Source organism: Acetobacter garciniae (assembly GCF_017377735.1).
In the GTDB taxonomy this organism is placed as follows: Bacteria; Pseudomonadota; Alphaproteobacteria; order Acetobacterales; family Acetobacteraceae; genus Acetobacter; species Acetobacter garciniae.
On sequence record NZ_JAFVMH010000005.1, the window covers coordinates 17,455 to 37,269 of the forward strand.

General features: G+C 56.8%; 16 protein-coding genes. 12 read left to right on the plus strand and 4 right to left on the minus strand.

Going from position 1 to position 19,815, the window contains the following annotated elements; all coding sequences use genetic code 11:
• Positions 1-6 precede the first annotated feature (6 nt).
• Genes exbB through J2D77_RS10635 form a run of 3 tightly spaced genes read right to left on the minus strand, consistent with a single transcriptional unit; the run spans position 7 to position 2,248 of the window.
• Positions 7-756: a tonB-system energizer ExbB gene (gene exbB, locus J2D77_RS10625; protein ID WP_207846275.1), complete on the minus strand. Its 750-nt coding sequence runs from the start codon at positions 754-756 to the stop codon at positions 7-9.
• Positions 753-1,004, minus strand: coding sequence for a hypothetical protein (locus J2D77_RS10630; RefSeq protein ID WP_207846276.1), 252 nt, complete (start codon positions 1,002-1,004; stop codon positions 753-755). Before J2D77_RS10630 ends, exbB begins: the two co-directional genes overlap by 4 nt.
• Complete coding sequence (locus J2D77_RS10635) at positions 1,001-2,248, minus strand: PepSY-associated TM helix domain-containing protein (protein ID WP_207846277.1); 1,248 nt, start codon at positions 2,246-2,248, stop codon at positions 1,001-1,003. Before J2D77_RS10635 ends, J2D77_RS10630 begins: the two co-directional genes overlap by 4 nt.
• Positions 2,249-2,692: 444 nt before the next feature.
• On the opposite strand from J2D77_RS10635, the gene J2D77_RS10640 reads away from it, so the two are divergent.
• From J2D77_RS10640 to J2D77_RS10650, 3 genes are all read left to right on the plus strand, one after another.
• Positions 2,693-3,199 (plus strand): RNA polymerase sigma factor, encoded by a 507-nt coding sequence (locus tag J2D77_RS10640; RefSeq protein ID WP_141302061.1) that lies wholly within the window; start codon positions 2,693-2,695, stop codon positions 3,197-3,199.
• 130 nt (positions 3,200-3,329) lie between these two features.
• Positions 3,330-4,301 (plus strand): FecR family protein, encoded by a 972-nt coding sequence (locus J2D77_RS10645; protein ID WP_207846278.1) that lies wholly within the window; start codon positions 3,330-3,332, stop codon positions 4,299-4,301.
• Between the two features lie 407 nt (positions 4,302-4,708).
• Positions 4,709-7,219, plus strand: a complete 2,511-nt coding sequence (locus J2D77_RS10650) for a TonB-dependent siderophore receptor (protein WP_230975725.1) — start codon at positions 4,709-4,711, stop codon at positions 7,217-7,219.
• A 270-nt stretch (positions 7,220-7,489) separates the two neighbouring features.
• Here J2D77_RS10650 and J2D77_RS10655 read toward each other — a convergent pair whose 3' ends face one another.
• Positions 7,490-8,392 carry a LysR family transcriptional regulator gene (locus tag J2D77_RS10655; RefSeq protein ID WP_207846280.1) on the minus strand — a complete coding sequence of 301 codons (903 nt, stop codon included), beginning with the start codon at positions 8,390-8,392 and terminating at the stop codon, positions 7,490-7,492.
• A gap of 287 nt (positions 8,393-8,679) precedes the next feature.
• Here J2D77_RS10655 and J2D77_RS10660 point away from each other — a divergent pair, with 287 nt between their 5' ends.
• From J2D77_RS10660 to trbL, 9 genes are all read left to right on the plus strand, one after another.
• Positions 8,680-10,680, plus strand: a complete 2,001-nt coding sequence (locus J2D77_RS10660) for a conjugal transfer protein TraG (RefSeq protein ID WP_207846281.1) — start codon at positions 8,680-8,682, stop codon at positions 10,678-10,680.
• Positions 10,677-11,099: a ribbon-helix-helix protein, CopG family gene (locus J2D77_RS10665; RefSeq protein WP_207846282.1), complete on the plus strand. Its 423-nt coding sequence runs from the start codon at positions 10,677-10,679 to the stop codon at positions 11,097-11,099. Before J2D77_RS10660 ends, J2D77_RS10665 begins: the two co-directional genes overlap by 4 nt.
• A gap of 193 nt (positions 11,100-11,292) precedes the next feature.
• Positions 11,293-13,251: an ATP-binding protein gene (locus tag J2D77_RS10670; RefSeq protein WP_207846283.1), complete on the plus strand. Its 1,959-nt coding sequence runs from the start codon at positions 11,293-11,295 to the stop codon at positions 13,249-13,251.
• Positions 13,252-13,578: 327 nt separating this feature from the next.
• A complete protein-coding gene (trbB, locus tag J2D77_RS10675) occupies positions 13,579-14,535 on the plus strand; it encodes a P-type conjugative transfer ATPase TrbB (RefSeq protein ID WP_207846284.1) in 957 nt (318 codons plus the stop codon).
• Positions 14,532-14,900 (plus strand): TrbC/VirB2 family protein, encoded by a 369-nt coding sequence (locus tag J2D77_RS10680; RefSeq protein ID WP_207846285.1) that lies wholly within the window; start codon positions 14,532-14,534, stop codon positions 14,898-14,900. Before trbB ends, J2D77_RS10680 begins: the two co-directional genes overlap by 4 nt.
• Positions 14,900-15,184: a VirB3 family type IV secretion system protein gene (locus tag J2D77_RS10685; RefSeq protein ID WP_207846286.1), complete on the plus strand. Its 285-nt coding sequence runs from the start codon at positions 14,900-14,902 to the stop codon at positions 15,182-15,184. The genes J2D77_RS10680 and J2D77_RS10685 overlap by 1 nt, the downstream gene beginning before the upstream one ends.
• Before the next feature lie 13 nt (positions 15,185-15,197).
• Entirely contained in the window at positions 15,198-17,651 is a 2,454-nt protein-coding gene (gene trbE, locus J2D77_RS10690) for a conjugal transfer protein TrbE (protein WP_207846287.1), read from the plus strand.
• A complete protein-coding gene (trbJ, locus tag J2D77_RS10695; RefSeq protein WP_207846288.1) occupies positions 17,648-18,421 on the plus strand; it encodes a P-type conjugative transfer protein TrbJ in 774 nt (257 codons plus the stop codon). The genes trbE and trbJ overlap by 4 nt, the downstream gene beginning before the upstream one ends.
• Before the next feature lie 5 nt (positions 18,422-18,426).
• A complete protein-coding gene (gene trbL / locus J2D77_RS10700) occupies positions 18,427-19,812 on the plus strand; it encodes a P-type conjugative transfer protein TrbL (RefSeq protein WP_207846289.1) in 1,386 nt (461 codons plus the stop codon).
• The last annotated feature ends 3 nt before the right edge of the window (positions 19,813-19,815 follow it).

The following is a 19,815-nucleotide window of genomic DNA, read 5'->3' on the forward strand; positions in this document are numbered from 1 at the left end:
GGCCGATCACTCCCCGGCGACTGTGCGGGCGTCACGCGATGCGCCCAGCCGCACCACCTGTCCGCTGGCAGTCAGCGCCTGCATGCGTCCGAGATCACGCGAGACAAGGCGCATCACAAGGGACGTCAGGTCGGCCACTTGGGCGCGGCAAGAGGCCGTCTGACGAGCGAGATGGTTGTAGATCACCACCGCCGGAATGGCGGCCACCAGACCGAGCGCCGTCGCCAGAAGGGCCTCGGCAATACCGGGTGCCACCACCGCCAGGCTGGTCGCCTTGCTGGCCGCGATGCCGGTAAAGGACGTCATGATGCCCCAGACGGTGCCGAACAGACCGATGAAGGGTGAGGTGGCCCCGATGGTGGCCAGCACGCCGGTACCACGCATGAGCCTGCGGCCTTCGGCAGCTTCCAGGCGTTCGAGATGCAGGACAACACGCTCCTTCAGGCCCTCGCTATCATCGGGGATATCCTGAGAGCATTTGCGTTCTGTCTCGGCGGCCATGACCAGTGTGTGAGCGATGGAGGACGTGTCACGCGTCCACTCTTCCCCCAGATCCAGTGTGTTGGCCTCTTCCAGTGCTTTCTCTGCTTTTGTCAGCTTTACCCGCACCCGCAACAATTCGACCGACTTCGCGATGAAGATGGTCCAGGTCAGCAGACTGGCCACGGCGAGCAGGATCATCACGCAGCGGACGACCGGACCGGCGTTGAGGAACATCTCCCATGGGGAAAATGAAATGGGAGCAAGATCGGTCATGAGAGACCTCCTTTGGAAGACGGTCTGCGCCACGCCCTGATCAGGCAGATGACCGTAACGATGAGGGGAAGGGAAAGGGCGGCCCATGACAGGGCCAGCCAGATGCCGTGCTGGCCCAGCAGGGCGGACAGCAGGCCGAAGGTGGTGAGCAGTCCCAGAGCGATCGGCCATGGCCAGACGGCAACCGGAGTACGCGACGGAGATGCTGCAAAGGATGATTGGCGCGTTTCGGGTCCCAAGGCGTTCATCGCGCACCCTCCCCTGTCAGGGCAGAAACAGGCGCACCCTCCGCATCATCCAGATCATACCCCAGTGCCCGCAGCCGGGCATCGGTGGCGATCTTCCGCTTGCCCGCCCACAGCACCAGCCCACTGACCAGCACGCCGATCACCACCACATCGAGCAGCGCCCACAGGATTTTCAGCGGCATGCCGCCATAATCGCCGAAATGCAGAGGGCGGGAGATTTCGAGGAAGCGCAGATACCACGGCATCGGATACGCCCCGGTCAGCTCGCCCGTGCGGGCATCGACCAGCACTGGTGTGAACAGACGCGCCCGCAGCGGGGTCGCGCCACGCGTCCAGAGCACGTAATGCACCGGGCTGCCGAAGGAAGCGCCGGGGAAGGACAGGCCCGTGACTTCATTGCCGGGCGCCGCTTTTGCCGCCGTGTCGAACGCGGCCTGCACCGAGGACAGATGGTCCTGCGACGGCACCGGCAGATTGGCATAGGGACGTAAAATCTGCCGCACATCGGTCACGCGCCACAGGCCGAACAGCGGGGTCTGGAGTTCGTTGACGAACCCAGTAAATCCGACGACCAGCGCCCAGACCAGTGTTGCGGTCCCCAGCAGGTTGTGCAGGTCCAGCCAGGTTAGGCGTGAGGCCCGATCCGTTCGGACAGAGCCGAACGGCAGGCGCTTCATGAACCGGCCATACAGCACCGTGCCGGATACCAGCGAGGCGACAAAAACACCGCCCATCGCACCAAGAAACAGCCGGCCCGGCAGATAAGCAAACAGGCTGGTATGGAGGCGATTGCAGATACCCATGATGATGCCGGTCCAGGTGCGCGGCTCCTTGGGTGCATCGGTGGGACGGGACTGTTCCAGCACCTTCGCCGTGCGGGCATCGAACTTGATCCAGTGGCCCGAATGGCGGTCGGTGTAGTTCTCGTCGTCCTTCAGGGCCTGCCAGCTTGGCGCCATCGAAACCAGCACTGCCGGCTCATCGTCGTCCGGATTGACGCTGGTGATGATCTGGCCGGGATAGAGCGCCCGCGCCTTGTCCACGATCACGTCAAGGCTGGCGTTGGGCGTTCCCGGCGGGAGAACTTCATACGGCGGGTCGTCGTCGCCGACGAACGTGTCCCATATCTGCTCGGAGAATAGTAGCGGCAGGCCCGTCACGCACACGATCAGCAGGAACAGTGTGCAGACAAGGCTCGTCCATTTATGGACCACGAACCAGCGGCGAAGCGTGCGGGTGGTCATGGCACAAATGCGTCGATGGATACCGCCGGTCTGCTATTCTTGAATGAATAAGAATAACACTGAATCGCAACTGTATGGCGGAAAGGCGGGCAACCGTGCTGCATATGAACTCTCCCTGCGTGCCCGGAACACGCAGTCGACGACGGCGTCCGGAATGAAAACGGGGCGAACCCCTGCTGGGAGTATGGATGCTTGGCGATGCTGTTTTTTCAGAAAAAAGAGCGATAAATGACAGACACGTGATATGCGGTTTTTGAAGGACTTGCGTCTTACCCGCAGAAAACAGCCTTTCTTCCAGCGCAGACATCCTGTTCATCGGTCCTCGCTGGACACCGGCGGTCTGCTGCTAAATCTTGCGGAAAGTGGGACCCTGTGCCATCACAATTGCGAATCCTTCTTAATTTCTGAATGCTGGTATTGTGATGGCATCGGGAACCACCTGTCTTGAAGTCCAAACATCCGTCCCTTGAGCTTTACGAGGCTCACCGCCCCGGCCTTCTGTCCTATGCGCGACAGCTGTCGGGTGACAGCGTGCTGGCGGAAGATATCGTGCAGGATGCGTGGGTGCTCTTTGCGCGGCAGTCCGCCAGCACGATTGCCTCGCCCGGAAGCTACCTGCGGACCATCGTTCGCAACCTTCTGATGACGCGTGCCCGCCGGACAAAAATCGAGCGGATGAGCGAGGCGGACTTTGACGTTGTTACGGCGACCGTTCCCGATGATGCCGCATCACCCGAAGAAACTGTAGCGGCCCGTGAAACGATGATGCGTGTGATGGATGCGCTTGATGCCATGCCCGAGCGACAGGCGGAGGCCATTCGCATGTATCATTTTGAAGGGATGAAATTGCGGGAAGTCGCCGCCGTGCTGGGTGTATCCATTCCGATGGTGCATGGTCTGATCACCGAAGGGCTGGCAGCCTGTAACCGGATACGCAAGGAAGGGCAGTAGGCCTCGGTGGATTTGAATTATTTTCTGAAAAACCGGGCATGCCGCGCATCTTATCGGTATGACCTTGCGATCCTGCCTGCTGCGTTCCACCCGGCTTGTCTCTTCCGTTCCGGGACAGGGGAGGCGCGGCATGGCTGAGTCCCGCAGTCCCGATGAGGCAGCAGCAGGCTGGCATATCTATCTCCGTGAAGAGCCGGACGATCCCGAACTGCGCCGCCAGTTCGCGGCATGGCTGCAGGAAAGCCCGTTGCACCAGCAGGCCTGGGCGGAAATCAATGAGACGCTGGGCGTACTCGATCTGGCCCCACCGGAGCGCAAGAGGCGGGGCGGCGCCCGTAGAAAGTTCTGGGGTAATCCAGCGAACGATCGCACAGGCAGGAGAAAGGCAAAGGTCGCCGCATTTGCTGGCTTTGCCATGGCCGCCTGTATAGCCGCCTTCGTGTTCGTGCCCGACCTGTCACTACGTCTGCGGGCGGACCATTACACGCGGGCAGGTGTTACGCAGGACATCCATCTGGCCGACGGCAGTGAGGTCATTCTGGCGCCGCGTTCCGCAGTCGCCGTGCATATGACGGCTCATGAGCGACGGATCGATCTGTTGCGCGGAGAAGCCTATTTTGTGGTGCATCATGATGCCAGTCGGCCGTTTACCGTAATTGCCGGACCGGTGACGACGACGGATATCGGCACGATGTTCGATGCCCGGACAGACGGTGATGAGACGTCCGTAGCGGTGCGGGAAGGGGCCGTGCATGTGTCCGCAAAGGAAGGCATCGGCTTGGAGCGCGACCTGCATGCGGGGGATCGCGTCGATGTCAGAGGCTCCCAGGTCATATCCGATACGCAGGCACCCGAGACTATCGGGCTTTGGCGCGACGGAATGCTTGTGGCGCAGGACAATACCATCGCTGACATGGTGGCAGCGCTCCAGCCCTGGACTAGCACCCGGATCATCGTCGCGCATGACACGCTGGCAGTACGTAAGGTCAGCGGTTCCTACGACCTGCATCATCCGGAAACGTCGCTGCAACTGATCGTGCATCCCTATGGGGGAAAGGTCATGTCCGTAACGCCCTGGTTTGCACTTGTGACGGGGCGCTGAGACAGTCTGGCGGGCTGGTTTCTCGTTGCTCGTAAGGCGTTCTCACAGATATCGATTCAGCCCCGCATACACGGCAGCGGACGTGACATGCTTCAGATCGCAGGAAATGGCCTCTGCGAGAGGACAGCTCTGTCTGGGAGCGTGTGCCGAGGTGTGGGGGCTGAATTCAGAAAAATGCGCAACCTCACGGAAAAGAAAAAACCATTATTAAACAGTGTGATAAAGAGCCTCACGCAAAAAAAATAAAAAAATCTGAAATTTTTTCCGAAAAAACGGTCCTCCCGTGCATCTCACTTACCATGCCCATTGAATGCAAATGAATTGCATTAAAAATTGAGATGACAGGAAGAGCCGCGCCCATGCATTCGTCAGGATTTCTGAGGAGACCGATAGCCGCATCGGTCCTGATGCTCGCCACCACCACAGCGCTGACGTCCTTTGTCCCGACCAGAGCGCGGGCAGAGACCGCGCAGACACAGCCAAAATACAGCTTCAATATTCCTGCCGGATCGCTGTCGAGTGCGCTGGTCTCGTTTAGTGCCCAGTCCCGTATTCAGGTGACATCGCAGGCGCCGACACTGGCCGGTCATACGACTACTGGGCTACGTGGACAGTTTACGTCTAGTGAAGCGTTGGCGCGTCTTCTGCAGGGCAGTGGATTGTCATACCAGACGCTGGGAGAACATGCTTTCCAGATTGTGCCCGCACCAAAGGCGGCGAATATCACCCTTGGTCCAGTTCGTGTTGGCGGTAGTTTTAACGCACATGAGTCAGCAATCGGGCCAGGTGTTGGTTACGTTGCCCGCTACACAACAGCAGCGACGAAAACTGATACACCTCTTACCGAAATTCCAAACTCGATTTACGTTATTACGAAAGACCAAATTGTAGATCAGCAATCACAAACTGTCCAAGAGGTACTACGCTATATGCCAGGAATCTATAGCGAATCGTTGGGAACAGCCGCTTGGGGAAGTGGGTCAAGCAATACTTCAAATGGAGGAAACTTTACCCAGAGGGGATTTGCATCTACTCAATATGTCGACGGACTTCTTTCAAACTCTATGGCATCTGGCGAACCGGCCTTCATTGAGCGCGTAGAGGCTCTCAATGGACCGTCGTCCGTAATGTACGGTCAAAGTGGCGCGGGCGGATTAATTTCCATGCAATTGAAGAAGCCAACGGACACGCCCTTGCGGAATGTCACAGTAGGCTTCGGCAACTGGGGGCGCTATGAAACTACGGTGGATGTAAGTGATAAAGTAACGAAATCTGGAAGCTTAAGATATCGGATTGCTGCAATCGGGGTAACCCAAGGGACACAGACTGATCACGTTAACTACCACAGAGTCGGCGTACTGCCTTCGATTACGTGGAATATTGATGAGAAGACAAATCTCACGTTACTGGGTATGTATATGTATACACCGGGTACCGGGAGCGGGAATTATTACCCGCTTGCTGGAACTCTTCTTCGTGGAACAGAAGGTTATATTCCGCGCAGCAGATTCCTAGGAGATCCAAAATATAACACCAATGGCACTAAAGAAGCAAAGTTCGAGTACCAATTTTCTCATGAATTTAATAAAAACCTAGAATTCCAGCAGAATTTTTCGTACCAAAATAGTCAATCTTTTTTCAACGATACGTTTGGTAGCGGACTAGGTACAGACGGAGCCACATACTCAATATATGGATGGAAAGGCGGGCTCGGCAACGACACGGCGTACATTCAAAAAACCGTAGCTTTGGATTCCCGGTTAGTCGGACATTTGAATACAGGACCTGTCCAACAAACATTTATAGCAGGTGTTGATTATCGGCATATCGACCAAGATGCTGCTCTCGTATACGACCGAAAAGAAATGACGATAAATATCTGGGATCCGATCATATCAGCTCATCCTAATTATGGGGCAGGAACCACAGATACTCTCGCATCTTATACTTATCCTACAAAATGGGATCAGGTAGGGGTATATTTCCAAGATCAAATTAAGTTTAAAAAACTAACTGTAACTCTTGGGGGAAGGCAAGATTGGTACGATTACAATTATCATTCAACATACTCTCGGAAATCTACGTCATTGGGAAATATTGCTGAAAGAAACCTTGTGTCTCCAGAAAGAGAAGCATCCTTAGCATTCACATGGAGAGCTGGTTTTACATATAACTTTGATTTTGGCCTAACACCTTATTTTAGTTTCTCTAAATCGTTCGAGCCTCAGTACGGAAATATTATGGCTGATGGTTCCGTGGCTCAACCGTTGACAGGTAATCAACTAGAAGCAGGTCTCAAATATATTATTCCACATACGAATGTTTTTTTAACGGCTGCCGCCTATCATATCAAAGAACATCACGTACTGGAGAGTTCACCTGACGTCGTCGGCGAAGAAATTGATGGCGGCACCGCAGTTTCTAAGGGTGTAGAACTTTCCGCCCATGCAAATATAACAAAAGATATAAGAGTAACGGCTTCATACAGTTATAATGATATGCGTTACACAAGAAGCAATAATACCGTTACGAAATATGATATCTATGGTAATAATCTTGGAAAAGTACCTTTGCAAGGAAAATACATTAATGCCTCTCCTCGCAATATGGTAAATATGTTTGTTGATTACACGTTGCCTCGAAATATATTCTACGGCCTTGGTGTCAACTTTGGCGTCAGATATGTTGGTTTTACGTACGCAGATACAGCGAATTCCTTTAAAGTTCCTGCATATACCCTATTCGACATCGGTGCGCATTATGACTTTTCCAATATATCGTCATCACTCTCTGGTTTAAAATTTTCGTTAGCAATGTCAAACCTTACCAATAAACGATACGTTGGATCATGCGCAACGCAGCAATGTTATTATGGGCAGGGCCAACGGATATATGGAAATCTCTCATATAGTTGGTGAAATTTTACCGCCCGAAACTGCACCGACTTTTCCTATTTAAAATCAACGCATTGCCCCTCGTCTCGATGCCAAAGTCGAGGGGCAGCATCGCTGCAACTTCCGAGGGGCATCCCATGCAACAATCATGGGTTATCCCCGGCAAGATCCATGGGGCCATCCATGCCAAACTCGTGGAGTGGGGGTGTGCAATATCCGTGACTTACGTGGGCACATAATGGACGGTTGGTATTCCCAAATCATTTTTGAAACTGCAGAGTCTTTGCGCCTTTGTCAGGATATATCCGGATAGCGTTCGCGGAGCAGATGAAGGAAACGAACTAAGGACGGGTTGGGGTTGTCTGCTCGCCAACAGGCCACAAAACGTAGTTCGACAGGTTGGCGACCGTTGAGCACCTGCCGGTAGACAATGTTGGTCAGACCATCCCCTGTGGCGCTTTCATAATCAATCATGACACTACCATTCTCCGCCACGAAGGGTTTGAGAAACTGTGTCTCCGTATCGTGTGTCACGAGATTGGGGGCGCGCACATCGACTGAGAGATAATGGCGGATGATGTCCGCGATCTCCGGGCCGGGATCCTGTGTGCTGATGAGAAACCGCTCATGGCGCAGAAGGCTCCATTCCAGAACGGGCAGTGCTGCGAGCTTATGATCGGACCGCAGTGCGACCACACAGCGTTCCGACCAGAGCCGGAGCAGCGCATCCTGCCATTCCAGTCCGCCCGCTGTGACAATTGCAATATCGACCTGTCCAGTTTCGACCTTCTGCAACAGTGATGCGCGGTTACCGCCCACAAACTTCCACGGAATGGTCGGGTGTCTACGCTGGAATTCCCCCAGCGTTGCACGGAGGTTTCCGGTCGAGACGGATGTATAATAACCAATCGTAAGGCGGCGGGCTGTCTGCCGGGCACCGGAACCGGGACTGTTTGCCAGCATATCCACATCATGGACGATCTGCCGCGCCACATGCAGGAAGTCGACGCCATGGGATGTTGGGCGTATGCCCGCCGGCGTGCGGATAAAGAGCGTACAGCCAATCATATCTTCCAGCAGGCGGATGTCCTTGGAAAGAAGGGCGGCACGTGTGCCCGATGCAGTTGCCGCCTTGCGGAGGCTGCGATGTTCGGCGGCCGCGAGCGCGGACCGCAGATGGCGGATTTCGATCGTCATAACAACCTAGATGCGCCTAACGCCTGAATTTTAAGCAGAAAATGAGGGCAGGCGATCCAGCAGGATTCACAACGTCGTTACGGATGTTAACGGCGTGGATCTAGTGCCGTCGTTTCAGGGGAGGCCGTCCACGTGAAAACCTGTGCAAGCGCCATTGTGACGTAGAGCCCACGCGCGCGGCGATAATTTTACGCCCGGATGCACCTGGCCACGCAGACAGGGCTCCGGCGCTGGTATTTGTAAGTCTTTCTCGCCTTTTCTCGATTGATGAAAAGGAGGGAACGGCGATGTCAGGAGCGCGGATCCTATGGGGACAGCTGTGCGTCGTGCTGGCGCTGGTTGTTCTGTCCTGGTGGGTAGCGACAGAATGGGTGGCTTGGCAACTGGCCTTTCAGCCCGAACTCGGCCAGCCATGGTTCACCTTGTTCCATCACTGGCCGGTCTACGCGCCGCCGCTTGTTTTCTGGTGGTGGTATGAATTCGACGCCTATGCGCCGCACGTCTTCTCACAGGGCGGTTGGATTGCTGCCTCGGGTGGTGTGCTGGCGTTTCTCGTGGCTGTCGCCATGTCGGTGCGTCGTGCGCGGGAGGCCAGACGGGCCGCTACCTATGGCAGCGCGCGATGGGCGAGCGCCGAAGATCTGCAGAAATCCGGATTGCTCGATCCCGACGGCGTTGTGCTGGGCTGTCACCGCAAGACCTATCTTCGGCATAATGGCCCGGAGCACGTTCTGTGCTTCGCGCCCACACGCTCGGGCAAGGGCGTGGGTCTCGTCATCCCGACACTCCTGACCTGGCCGGGTTCGGCCATCGTGCATGACATCAAGGGGGAGAACTGGCAGGAGACCGCAGGTTTCCGGGGAACATTCAGCCGTGTCCTTCTGTTTGATCCCACCAATCCACGGTCGGATGCCTACAACCCCCTGCTGGAAATCCGCCGGGGTGAGTGGGAGGTGCGTGATGCCCAGAATGTAGCTGACGTGCTGGTCGATCCCGAGGGTTCGCTGGAACGCCGCAGCCACTGGGAAAAGACAAGCCATTCCCTTCTGGTCGGGGCCATCCTGCATGTCCTGTATGCGGAGAAGGACAAGACCCTTAGCGGCGTGGCCAACCTGCTGTCCGATCCGAAGCGCCCGATCGAGACGACATTACGGGCCATGATGCGCACGAAGCATCTGGGAGAGGCGGGGCCGCACCCTGTGGTGGCGTCGGCCGCTCGGGAACTGCTCAACAAGTCTCCCAACGAACGGTCCGGTGTGTTGTCTACCGCCATGTCATTTCTAGGCCTGTATCGTGATCCGGTCGTGGCCAAGGTAACATCCCGCTGCACGTGGCGGATCACCGACATCGTGCGTGGCGGCCGCCCCACAACACTCTATCTCAGCGTGCCGCCATCGGATATCAGCCGGACCAAGCCGCTGATCCGCCTGGTGCTCAACCAGATCGGTCGTCGCCTGACGGAAGACCTGCAACACCAGAAGAAAAATCATCGTCTTCTGCTCATGCTCGATGAGTTTCCGGCGCTCGGGCGTCTCGACTTCTTTGAAAGCGCGCTCGCCTTCATGGCGGGGTATGGCATCAAGGCCTTTCTGATTGCCCAGAGCCTCAACCAGATCGAAAAAGCCTATGGGCAGAACAATTCAATTCTCGACAACTGCCATGTCCGTGTCTGTTTCGCGACCAATGATGAGCGGACGGCTCGACGTGTGTCTGACGCCCTTGGCACGGCTACCGAGGTCCGGGCACAGAAAAACTATGCCGGACATCGTCTCTCGCCCTGGCTGGGGCATCTGATGGTCTCCCGGCAGGAAAGCGCCCGGCCTCTGCTGACGCCCGGCGAGATCATGCAGCTTCCACCCGACGAAGAGGTTGTCATGGCAGCCGGCACACCGCCAGTGCGCGCCCGCAAGGCACGTTATTATGCCGATCCGCGCCTGCAGGAACGCATTCTGCCGCCGCCTGCGCCTCGGTTGTCGGCGGACGCTGCGGGCGCAGATGACTGGAGTGGCAGACCCACGCCAGACCAGATGCCCCCTGAAGATGAAGACACATTGGCTGGAACGTCTTCTGACGAACCGATGGGTGCAGGACAGAAGCAGACGCGCGAGTTTGATGCAGCCCACATACCGAAAGCGGAGCGGGGGCGGGACGAGCATGAACGCAAAAACCCGGACCTTGATCCTGATCATGCCGCCATGCGGGCCAGGCGGGAATTCGAGGATCTCCAGCGAATGACGCGGCTGGCTGCCTTGGATCGGGATGACGGCATGGAGATGGAAGGCCCATGAAACGAGCGCGCAGGAAGCAGCAGATTACGGTCTATCTGGACCCGGTTTTGGCGGAGACCTTGGGTGATCTTGCCGCCCGTCGTCGCCAGTCCCAGTCCATGCTGGTCGAAACGGCCCTGGCCGCCTTTCTTTCTCCAGAGGACGGGAAAGGTGAGGGCGCGCTAAACCGGCGGCTGGAACGGCTTGATCGCCGGATCGGTCACATGGAGCGAGACCTTGGGATCAACGTCGAGACACTGGCGCTTTTCATTCGCTTCTGGCTGCTCACAACGCCGCCGCTGCCTGAGCCGGCTGCGGCCGCTGCCCGCGCCCAGGCGACTGTACGTTATGAACAGTTCATTGAGACGTTGGCGCGGCATTTGAGCACCGGGCATCGTTTGCATCAGGATTTGAGCGGGGAGGAAGGGACTTCCCCATGATGCATGCAGTAGGAGTTGCAGTGGAAGCACCTTATTTTTCAGAATTTTCTCGATAATAGGCGATCTTTGACTGGGAAACTGCCAATCTGCTCGGGGAAAATGGTGAACATTGGGGAGGTCAGTATCAGGCTGGCAGCTGCTGACTTCGCATGCTATTCAAGAAAGAGGCAGAAATAATTGGGCACCTGACGAGATGGCAAAGGGTTGGTTAAGCGATAGTATTGGTCGGATAGATAACATCTCTCTTGCGCCAAATGCTAAGAATGCTTTGTTCCCGTTATTCGAAGCTGTAATGAACTCTATTCATGCCATCGAAGAACGATTTGGGCCTGACAATCTGTCTCAAGGAACTATTAAGATTTTAGTCCATCGGGATTCTTCTGGTGAATATTGTGGCTTTACGATTACAGACAATGGAATAGGATTTATACGGGACAATCTTACATCGTTCCAGAAATTCGATAGCCGAAAAAAGGTTAAAATAGGTGGGAAAGGTGTTGGACGCCTTCTATGGTTAAAAGTTGCAGATCATGCTGCCGTTCGCAGCACGTTTGTCGATGAGCACGGCAAACTTGTTGGGTGCAAATTTGATTTTACCGTAGATGATCCAGTTTCAAATTACATAGATATCGATAATGCGGGATCATCCGTGCAGACTTCTATAGTTATTAATCCATTTAGAAGTGAATTTGCGTCAAAACTTCCCAAAAAATTGGATACGATAGCAGGACGCTTAATCGCCCATTTTGTTAGTTATTTTACGAATATATCTCATCCACAAATTTTAATAACAGACGAAGCTGAAACTATAAATCTATTTGATATTTTTAGTGAAAAAGTGGAGCGTGATAAGGATTTTACATTCTTTGTAGAAGGCATTGAAGATGAATTTGTCATACATTGTTTTCTTTTGCCAAAAACGATCTCGGATGACGAAAAAAGCGTAAATGCGCTCTATTTGGGGGCAAATGGTAGAGCTGTTTCAAGGCATGAGCTTGATAGTGTTCTTGGATTGAAGGCAATTGGCGGGAAATATGCTTTTTTAGGCTACGTGGAATCTGCTTATTTGAACCGCAATGTGAATGATACGCGTACTGCCTTTTCTCTCGATGAAGACCAAACTTCTAGCATTGTCGATGCCGCGAAAAATTGCGCAAAAGAATTTCTTGAACCTGAAATTCGAGAAATCAGGGATGCACAAACGAAGAAAATTCTAGCAATCGGTAAGGAGTATCCGAGATTTTTTTACGCAGCGCGAAATGCTGCGTCAATTGTTGAAGAGTTGCATTTATCAACCCAGAGTGAAGAAGAGATTTTCGTCGAATTGTCGCGAAGGTATCTCCGTGATTATAAGAAAAGAAAACGTGAATATAAAGACGCTTATAAAAAAGCTCTGCCGGATGTTGAGCAACAAACAGAGCAATTTATGCAAAAGCTCAAAGAAGATGCAATGTCTTCTCTGGCTGAGTATGTAGCGAGGCGGAAAGCAATACTTGAAATTTTCGAGGCCGGACTCCGCTTCAAAGATGCAGACGATATGACGTCTCATTATGAAAAAGTCGTGCATGGCATTATATGCCCTCTAAATTCTACAAGCCAAGAATTATCATACGAAGATCATAATTTATGGCTTCTTGATGATCGTCTCGCTTTTTACACATATTTTAATTCAGATAAGCGAATGAACTCTCAGGCTGGTGGCGAGACGACGTCGACCGATCGTCCTGATATCACGCTGCTCGACGTGAGCTTAGGATTCCAGTCCGAAGATGCTAATCAGCCGATTACTATTGTTGAATTTAAACGCCCGAAAAGGGACAATTACACATTGGCCGATAATCCGATTTCTCAGGTTCGCAGCTATGTGGAGCAGTTTCGGGGTGCTCGCGAGGCAGTAAAATTCGACGGTACGCCCTTAAGGACAATTTCTGCCGATACACCATTTACGTGTCATATTGTCGCTGATATCACAGATTCCTTGATATCTGTAATGAGGCAACTTGGACAGTTTAGCCAACGTGCTGGTACATCATCCTATTATTGGTGGGATGCTAATTATAAAATATTTATTGAAATATCGTCGTTCAGAGAAGTGCTTAACTCTGCAAAAGCAAGAAATCAGGCATTTTTTAAGCATCTGGGAATTGACTGATAAAAAAGGGCACAGGCACGGTAGTCGAACAATCCACATATTCACATTCCGAAACGGCATTGCCATTTTGAGTATTCGGCTTGTGGCGAATCAGTTTTTTCTCCGTTTTAGAACATCATAATCTGGAGTGATGAAACGGTATCCACCGACAATTATACGTTACGCCGCGCCTGCCCACGTCAGGCAATAATCTGCTGTTGAAATTGGTCGGTGCATGCCTTTCCTAATACCTCCCGCAACTGATGGAAGTCCTTCTGTCAGCCAAGAAATGCGGGCAAGGTCATGTCTCACGTTTCGTCACAGCAAGGTCGCGCACGTGGTATTTCCATGCTGCGTACGGCTATGGGGACTGCCGTAGCCCATCATCTTTCGGATCCGTCCGTTATTGAAGTCATGCTCAATCCTGACGGGCGGTTATGGATCGACCGTCTGGCTGACGGCATGGCAGACACGGGGGAGACGATCTCGCCAGAGGATGCCGAACGGATCGTGCGTCTGGTTGCGCATCATGTGGGTGCCGAGGTGCATGCAGAGGCACCCCGCGTATCTGCGGAATTGCCGACTGGTGAGCGCTTCGAAGGGCTGTTGCCACCAGTAGTGACGGCCCCGAGTTTCGCCATCCGCAAACCCGCGGTCGCGGTCTTTACCCTCGACAACTATGTCGAGGCCGGGATCATGACTGCAGGACAGGCGGATTATCTCCGTCGCGCTGTCGCCGAGCGGAAGAACATCCTCGTCGCGGGCGGCACGTCGACGGGCAAGACCACACTGGTCAACGCTCTCCTGGCCGAGGTCGCAAAAACCGGTGATCGTGTCGTGCTGATTGAGGACACGCGCGAATTGCAATGCACCGCGCCCAATCTCATCGCCCTGCGGACCCGAGAAGGCGTCATCACCCTTTCTGACCTTGTCCGGTCGGGTCTCCGCCTGCGTCCCGACCGTATCCCCATCGGTGAGGTACGTGGGGCCGAAGCGCTCGATCTGGTCAAGGCGTGGGGCACCGGACATCCGGGTGGCATCGGTACACTACATGCTGGATCGGTGCTCGCTGCCCTGTATCGTCTGGAACAGTTGATCCAGGAAGCGGTGGTGACAGTGCCGCGCGCCATGATCGCAGAAACCATCAACGTCATCGCCGTGCTATCCGGGCGCGGCACGGCCCGGCACCTCTCCGAACTGGCCGAAATTGACGGTCTCGATCCCATGACCGGAGGCTATCGCATCCGCCCGGTCAGCCTCTCCTCTTCCGAGACATCATTCTCTGCCAATGGAGAATTATCATGAAGCCGCCGTCATGCAAGCGTGCCGTCGTGTGCGCTGGAGCACGTTCTGATCGTCGTCTGCCGGACCTTCGTGTGTTCGGAACATCCATGCTGCTGTCGCTTGTTTTTGCGTCATCGGCATGGGCGTCCGGCACGGGGATGCCGTGGGAAACACCCCTGAACGAGATCTTGGAATCCGTGCAGGGGCCGGTGGCGAAGATCATCTCGGTGATCATCATCACCATTACCGGTCTGACTCTGGCCTTTGGCGAAACATCAGGAGGGTTCCGCCGCCTGATCCAGATCGTCTTTGGACTCAGCATCGCTTTTGCTGCCAGCTCGTTCTTCCTGTCCTTCTTTTCTTTCTCGGGCGGAGCGCTGATCTGATGGCAGCTCTCTTCGATCCTGAGGCCGAGGCTGTGCCCGGTTATTTCGTGCCCGTGCATCGCTCCCTGACGGAACCGATCCTGTTGGGCGGTGCGCCCCGAGCCGTGGCTATCGCCAACGGTACGCTGGCCTCCGCCATAGCCCTCGGCCTGCGGCTCTGGTTGGTCGGGGCAGTGTTCTGGATCGTGGGGCACACCCTCGCGGTCTGGGGGGCGAAGCGCGATCCGTTGTTCGTCGAGGTGGGGCGGCGGCATCTCCGCTATCCCGCCTGGCTTCGCGCATAGGGAGGGCAGGGCCATGATGTCCCTTGGTGAATATCGCAGCCGCGCCGCTGTCCTGTCCGACTTCCTGCCCTGGGCCGCGCTGGTCGGGGAAGGTGTGGTCCTGAACAAGGACGGCAGTTTCCAGCGCACGGCGCGCATCCGTGGTCCCGATCTGGACAGTGCCACTCCGGCCGAACTGGTCGGTGTGACGGGGCGGCTGAACAGCGCCCTGCGACGTCTGGGTTCGGGCTGGGCCGTGTTTGTGGAGGCGCAGCGCACACCGGCGACCCTCTATCCCGAAAGCGATTTCCCCGATGCCGCCAGCCAGATGGTCGATCTGGAACGCCGGGAGGCCTTCGAGGATGAAGGCGTGCATTTCGAGAGCCGGTATTTTCTGACCCTGGTTTGGCTGCCGCCCGCGGAAACCTCGGGCCGTGCCGAGCGCCTGCTCTATGAAGGCATGGAGCGCGACGGGCATGATCCGCAGGGTCTGGTAAGGGGCTTTATCGACCGGACTGACCGTCTGCTGGCCCTGCTGGACGGTTTCATGCCCGAAGCCGCCTGGCTGAAGGACGGCAAGACGCTCACCTACCTGCATTCCACCATTTCCACTCGGCACCAGCGAGTCCGGGTGCCGGAAATCCCCATGCACCTCGACGCCCTGCTGGTAGATCAGCCCCTGGCGGGCGGTCTGGAGCCCAAACTGGGCGATGCCTTCCTCAAAACCCTGACGATCACGGGTTTTCCCAGCCGGACCTTTCCCGGCATTCTGGATGACCTGAACCGTCTGGCCATTCCCTATCGCTGGTCCACGCGGGCGATCCTGCTCGACAAGACCGATGCGACGAAGGTGCTGACGAAGATCCGTCGCCAGTGGTTTGCCAAGCGGAAATCCATCGTCGCCATCATACGCGAGGTCATGACCAACGAGGCCTCGGTGCTGGTGGACAATGACGCCGCCAACAAGGCGGCCGACGCCGATCTGGCCTTGCAGTCGCTGGGTGCTGACGATGTCGGGCAGGCCTATATCACTGCGACCGTCACGGTGTGGGATGGCTCTGCCTCGATCGCGGCCGAGAAGCTGCGTCTGGTCGAGAAGATCATTCAGGGCCGTGACTTTACCTGCATGGCGGAAAGCCTGAACGCGGTGGAGGCATGGCTGGGGTCATTACCCGGCCATGTTTACGCCAATGTCCGCCAGCCGCCGGTTTCGACCCTGAATCTTGCGCACATGATTCCGCTCTCTGCTGTCTGGGCCGGCCCTGAACGGGACGGGCATTTCAACGCACCCCCATTGTTTTACGGCAAGACAGCCGGGGCCACGCCCTTCCGCTTTTCTCTACATGTCGGCGATGTCGGCCATACCTTGATCGCCGGACCGACAGGAGCGGGGAAGTCCGTGCTGCTGGCGCTCATGGTGCTGCAGTTCTGCCGCTACGCGGGCGCGCAGGTCTTTGCCTTTGATTTTGGCGGCTCGCTGCGGGCCGCGACACTGGCGATGGGCGGGGACTGGCATGATCTCGGTGGAAGCCTGACGGAGCAGGAAGACGCAGATCATAGGGCAGGCGAACAGGATGGCGGCGTCTCGCTTCAGCCGCTGGCCCGTATCGACGATCCGACCGAGCGCGCCTGGGCAGCGGAATGGCTGGGGCAGATCCTTGTCCGGGAAGGCGTCACCCAGACACCGGAGGTAAAATCCTATCTCTGGTCGGCCCTGAATTCCCTGGCGTCGTCGCCCGCTCATGAACGGACCCTGTCAGGCGTGGTGGCGCTGCTTCAATCCAACGCCCTGAAACAGGCGCTGGCTCCCTATTGCCTTGGTGGTCCTTATGGTCGCCTGCTGGATGCAGATACCGAGCGGCTGGGTGATGCCGATGTCGTGGTGTTCGAAACCGAAGGTCTGATCGGCTCCGGTGCGGCGTCTTCCGTGCTGTCCTACTTCTTCCATCGCATCGAAGGACGATTGGACGGGCGTCCGACGCTGCTGGTCATTGATGAGGGCTGGTTGGTGCTGGATGACGGTGATTTTGCGGGCCAGCTCCGGGAGTGGCTGAAAACCCTGCGCAAGAAGAACGCCTCGGTGGTGTTTGCCACCCAGAGCCTGTCCGATATCGCCAACTCATCCATTGCCCCTGCGGTGGTGGAAAGCTGCCCGACGCGGATCTTCCTGCCCAACGAGCGGGCGATTGAACCGCAGATCGCGGCCATCTACCGTGATTTCGGGCTAAACGAACGCCAGATCGCCATTATCGCCCGTGCCGCGTCGAAGCGGGAATATTACTGCCAGACCCGGCGCGGCAATCGCCTGTTCGAACTGGGGCTCGGGCCGGTCGCACTCGCCCTGTGCGCGGCATCCGGGAAGGATGACCACCGTCTGATCGATCAGGTGCTGGCGGAACATGGGCGGGACAGTTTTCTCCCGGCCTGGTTCGAGGCGCGGGGTGTTATGTGGGCGGCGGACCTCCTGCGGGAAGGAGCCGTGCCATGACGGAAAAATCTTTCCGTATCCGGGCAAGACATTTCCGTCCCGGGTGTGCCGCAGCTGTGGGAGCCGCTCTGGTTTTTCTCATGCCGGTCGCGCCTGCCCATGCGCAGTGGGCGGTCTATGACGGAGCCAACCATGTCCAGAATGTTCTCATTGCGGCACGGACCCTCCAGCAGATCGATAATCAGATCACGTCGCTGGCCAACCAGGCCCAGATGCTTGTCAATCAGGGCCGCAATCTGGCGAGCCTGCCCCTTTCGACTCTCTCGACGCTGCAATCGACGATTTCCCAGACCACGGCACTGCTCGCGCAGGCGCAGAATATTGCCTACAGCGTCCAGTCCGTCGAGCAGCAGTACCAGCAGGCCTACACGTCCGTCTCGTCGGGCATGTCCGACAGCGCCCTGTTCAGCCAGGCGCAGACACGGTGGCAGAATTCCGTGGGCGGGTTTGAGGACGCGCTGAAACTGCAGGCGCGCGTCGTGGGGAACATTCCTTCCGACAGCAGCGCCATGACCCAGCTTGTCTCAGCCAGCCAGACCTCCACGGGTGCCCTGCAGGCAGCGCAGGCCGGCAATCAGCTTCTGGCACTTCAGTCGCGTCAGTTATCCGACATCCAGGCCGAGCTTGCCGCCAACGGCAGGGCTACAGCGCTGGAGCGGGCGCGAAATGCGGCGACGGAAGCGGAGAGCGAGGCGCAGTACCAGCATTTCGCGCAGCATGACGCCTACACTCCCGGCACGGTGTCCATGTTCGGCAGCAGCGGGAACTGACCGCCATGGCCATGAACGATGTCGGCGTCATCGACACCTTTCTGAACACCTTCAGCACCACCATCGATACCGGTTTCGGTCTGGTGAAGGGGAGTATGATCTCGCTCGCGGGATCGCTGTCCGTGCTCGACATGGCGCTGGCGGGTCTGTTCTGGGCCTGGGCGGCGGACGAGGATGTCATCCAGCGTCTGGTGAAAAAGACGCTCTATATCGGGTTCTTTTCTTTCCTGATCAGCAATTTTTCCAGCCTGTCGAAGACCGTCTTTGACAGTTTCGCCGCCCTTGGCCTGAAAGCGGGCGGGGGCACGCTGTCGTTGGATCAGTTCCTGCGGCCCGGTCGGCTGGCCCAGACCGGGTTCGATGCGGCACAGCCTCTTCTGGACTCAGTCCATAAACTGCTTGGCCCTGTCGCTTTCTTTACCAATTTCGCGCAGATTTTCGTGCTCTGCCTGTCCTGGCTGATCGTGCTGGCGGCATTCTTCATTCTCGCCGTGCAACTCTTTGTCGCCCTGATCGAATTCAAGCTGACCACACTGGCCGGGTTTGTGCTGATCCCGTTTGCCCTGTTTAACCGCACGGCTTTCCTTGCCGAAAAGGTCATGGGCAATGTCGTCTCCTCGGGCGTAAAAATCATGGTGCTGGCCGTGATCAGCGGCATTGCCGCCACTCTGTTTGGCCAGTTCACCACCTCCTATGGCGATGCGCAGCCTACGGTCGGGCAGGCCCTGTCTGTGGTTATCGCCTCACTGGCCATTGTGGGCCTTGCGATTTTCGGCGGCAGTCTGGCCAACGGGCTGATCGCTGGTGCTCCCCAGCTTGGCGCGGGAGCCGCTGTCGGCACGGGCATGGCCGTCGCCGGCATGGGGGCTGCTGCCGTGGCTGGCGTCGGTGCGGCTGTTTCTGGTGGTGGGGCAGCCCTGGCCGCCACGGCAGCGGCCGCGCGGGGAGGGGCGGCCGTAGCAGGCGCTGCATCAACAGCCTACACGCTCGGGTCGGCGACAGCGGTTGGCGGGAGTGCCGGTGCCCGGTTGGCTGCTGGCGTGGGCGGGATTGGCAGGGCTGCCGGTTCGGCGGCGGCAGGTGCCGTGAAGAACAAGGCCGCCAGTGCGGCCAGCGCCATGAAGGACAGCTTCTCATCGGGCGGGAAGGCGACCTTTACCGCGACCGGTGGCCGGACAACCGGTTCGGGTGGTGGCGCTGCTGAGACGGGGGCATCGGCAGGCGGAACGGGTTCATCCTCGTCAGCATCATCCGCCAGTGAGCCCCCGCGCTGGGCAAGCCGCATGAAGCGCCGGCAGGCCGTGACCCATGCCGCCGAGGCTGCCCATGTCATCCGCTCCGCCGATGGCGGGGGCGGGTCTTCCTCAATCGATCTGTCGGAAAAGGAATGAGGA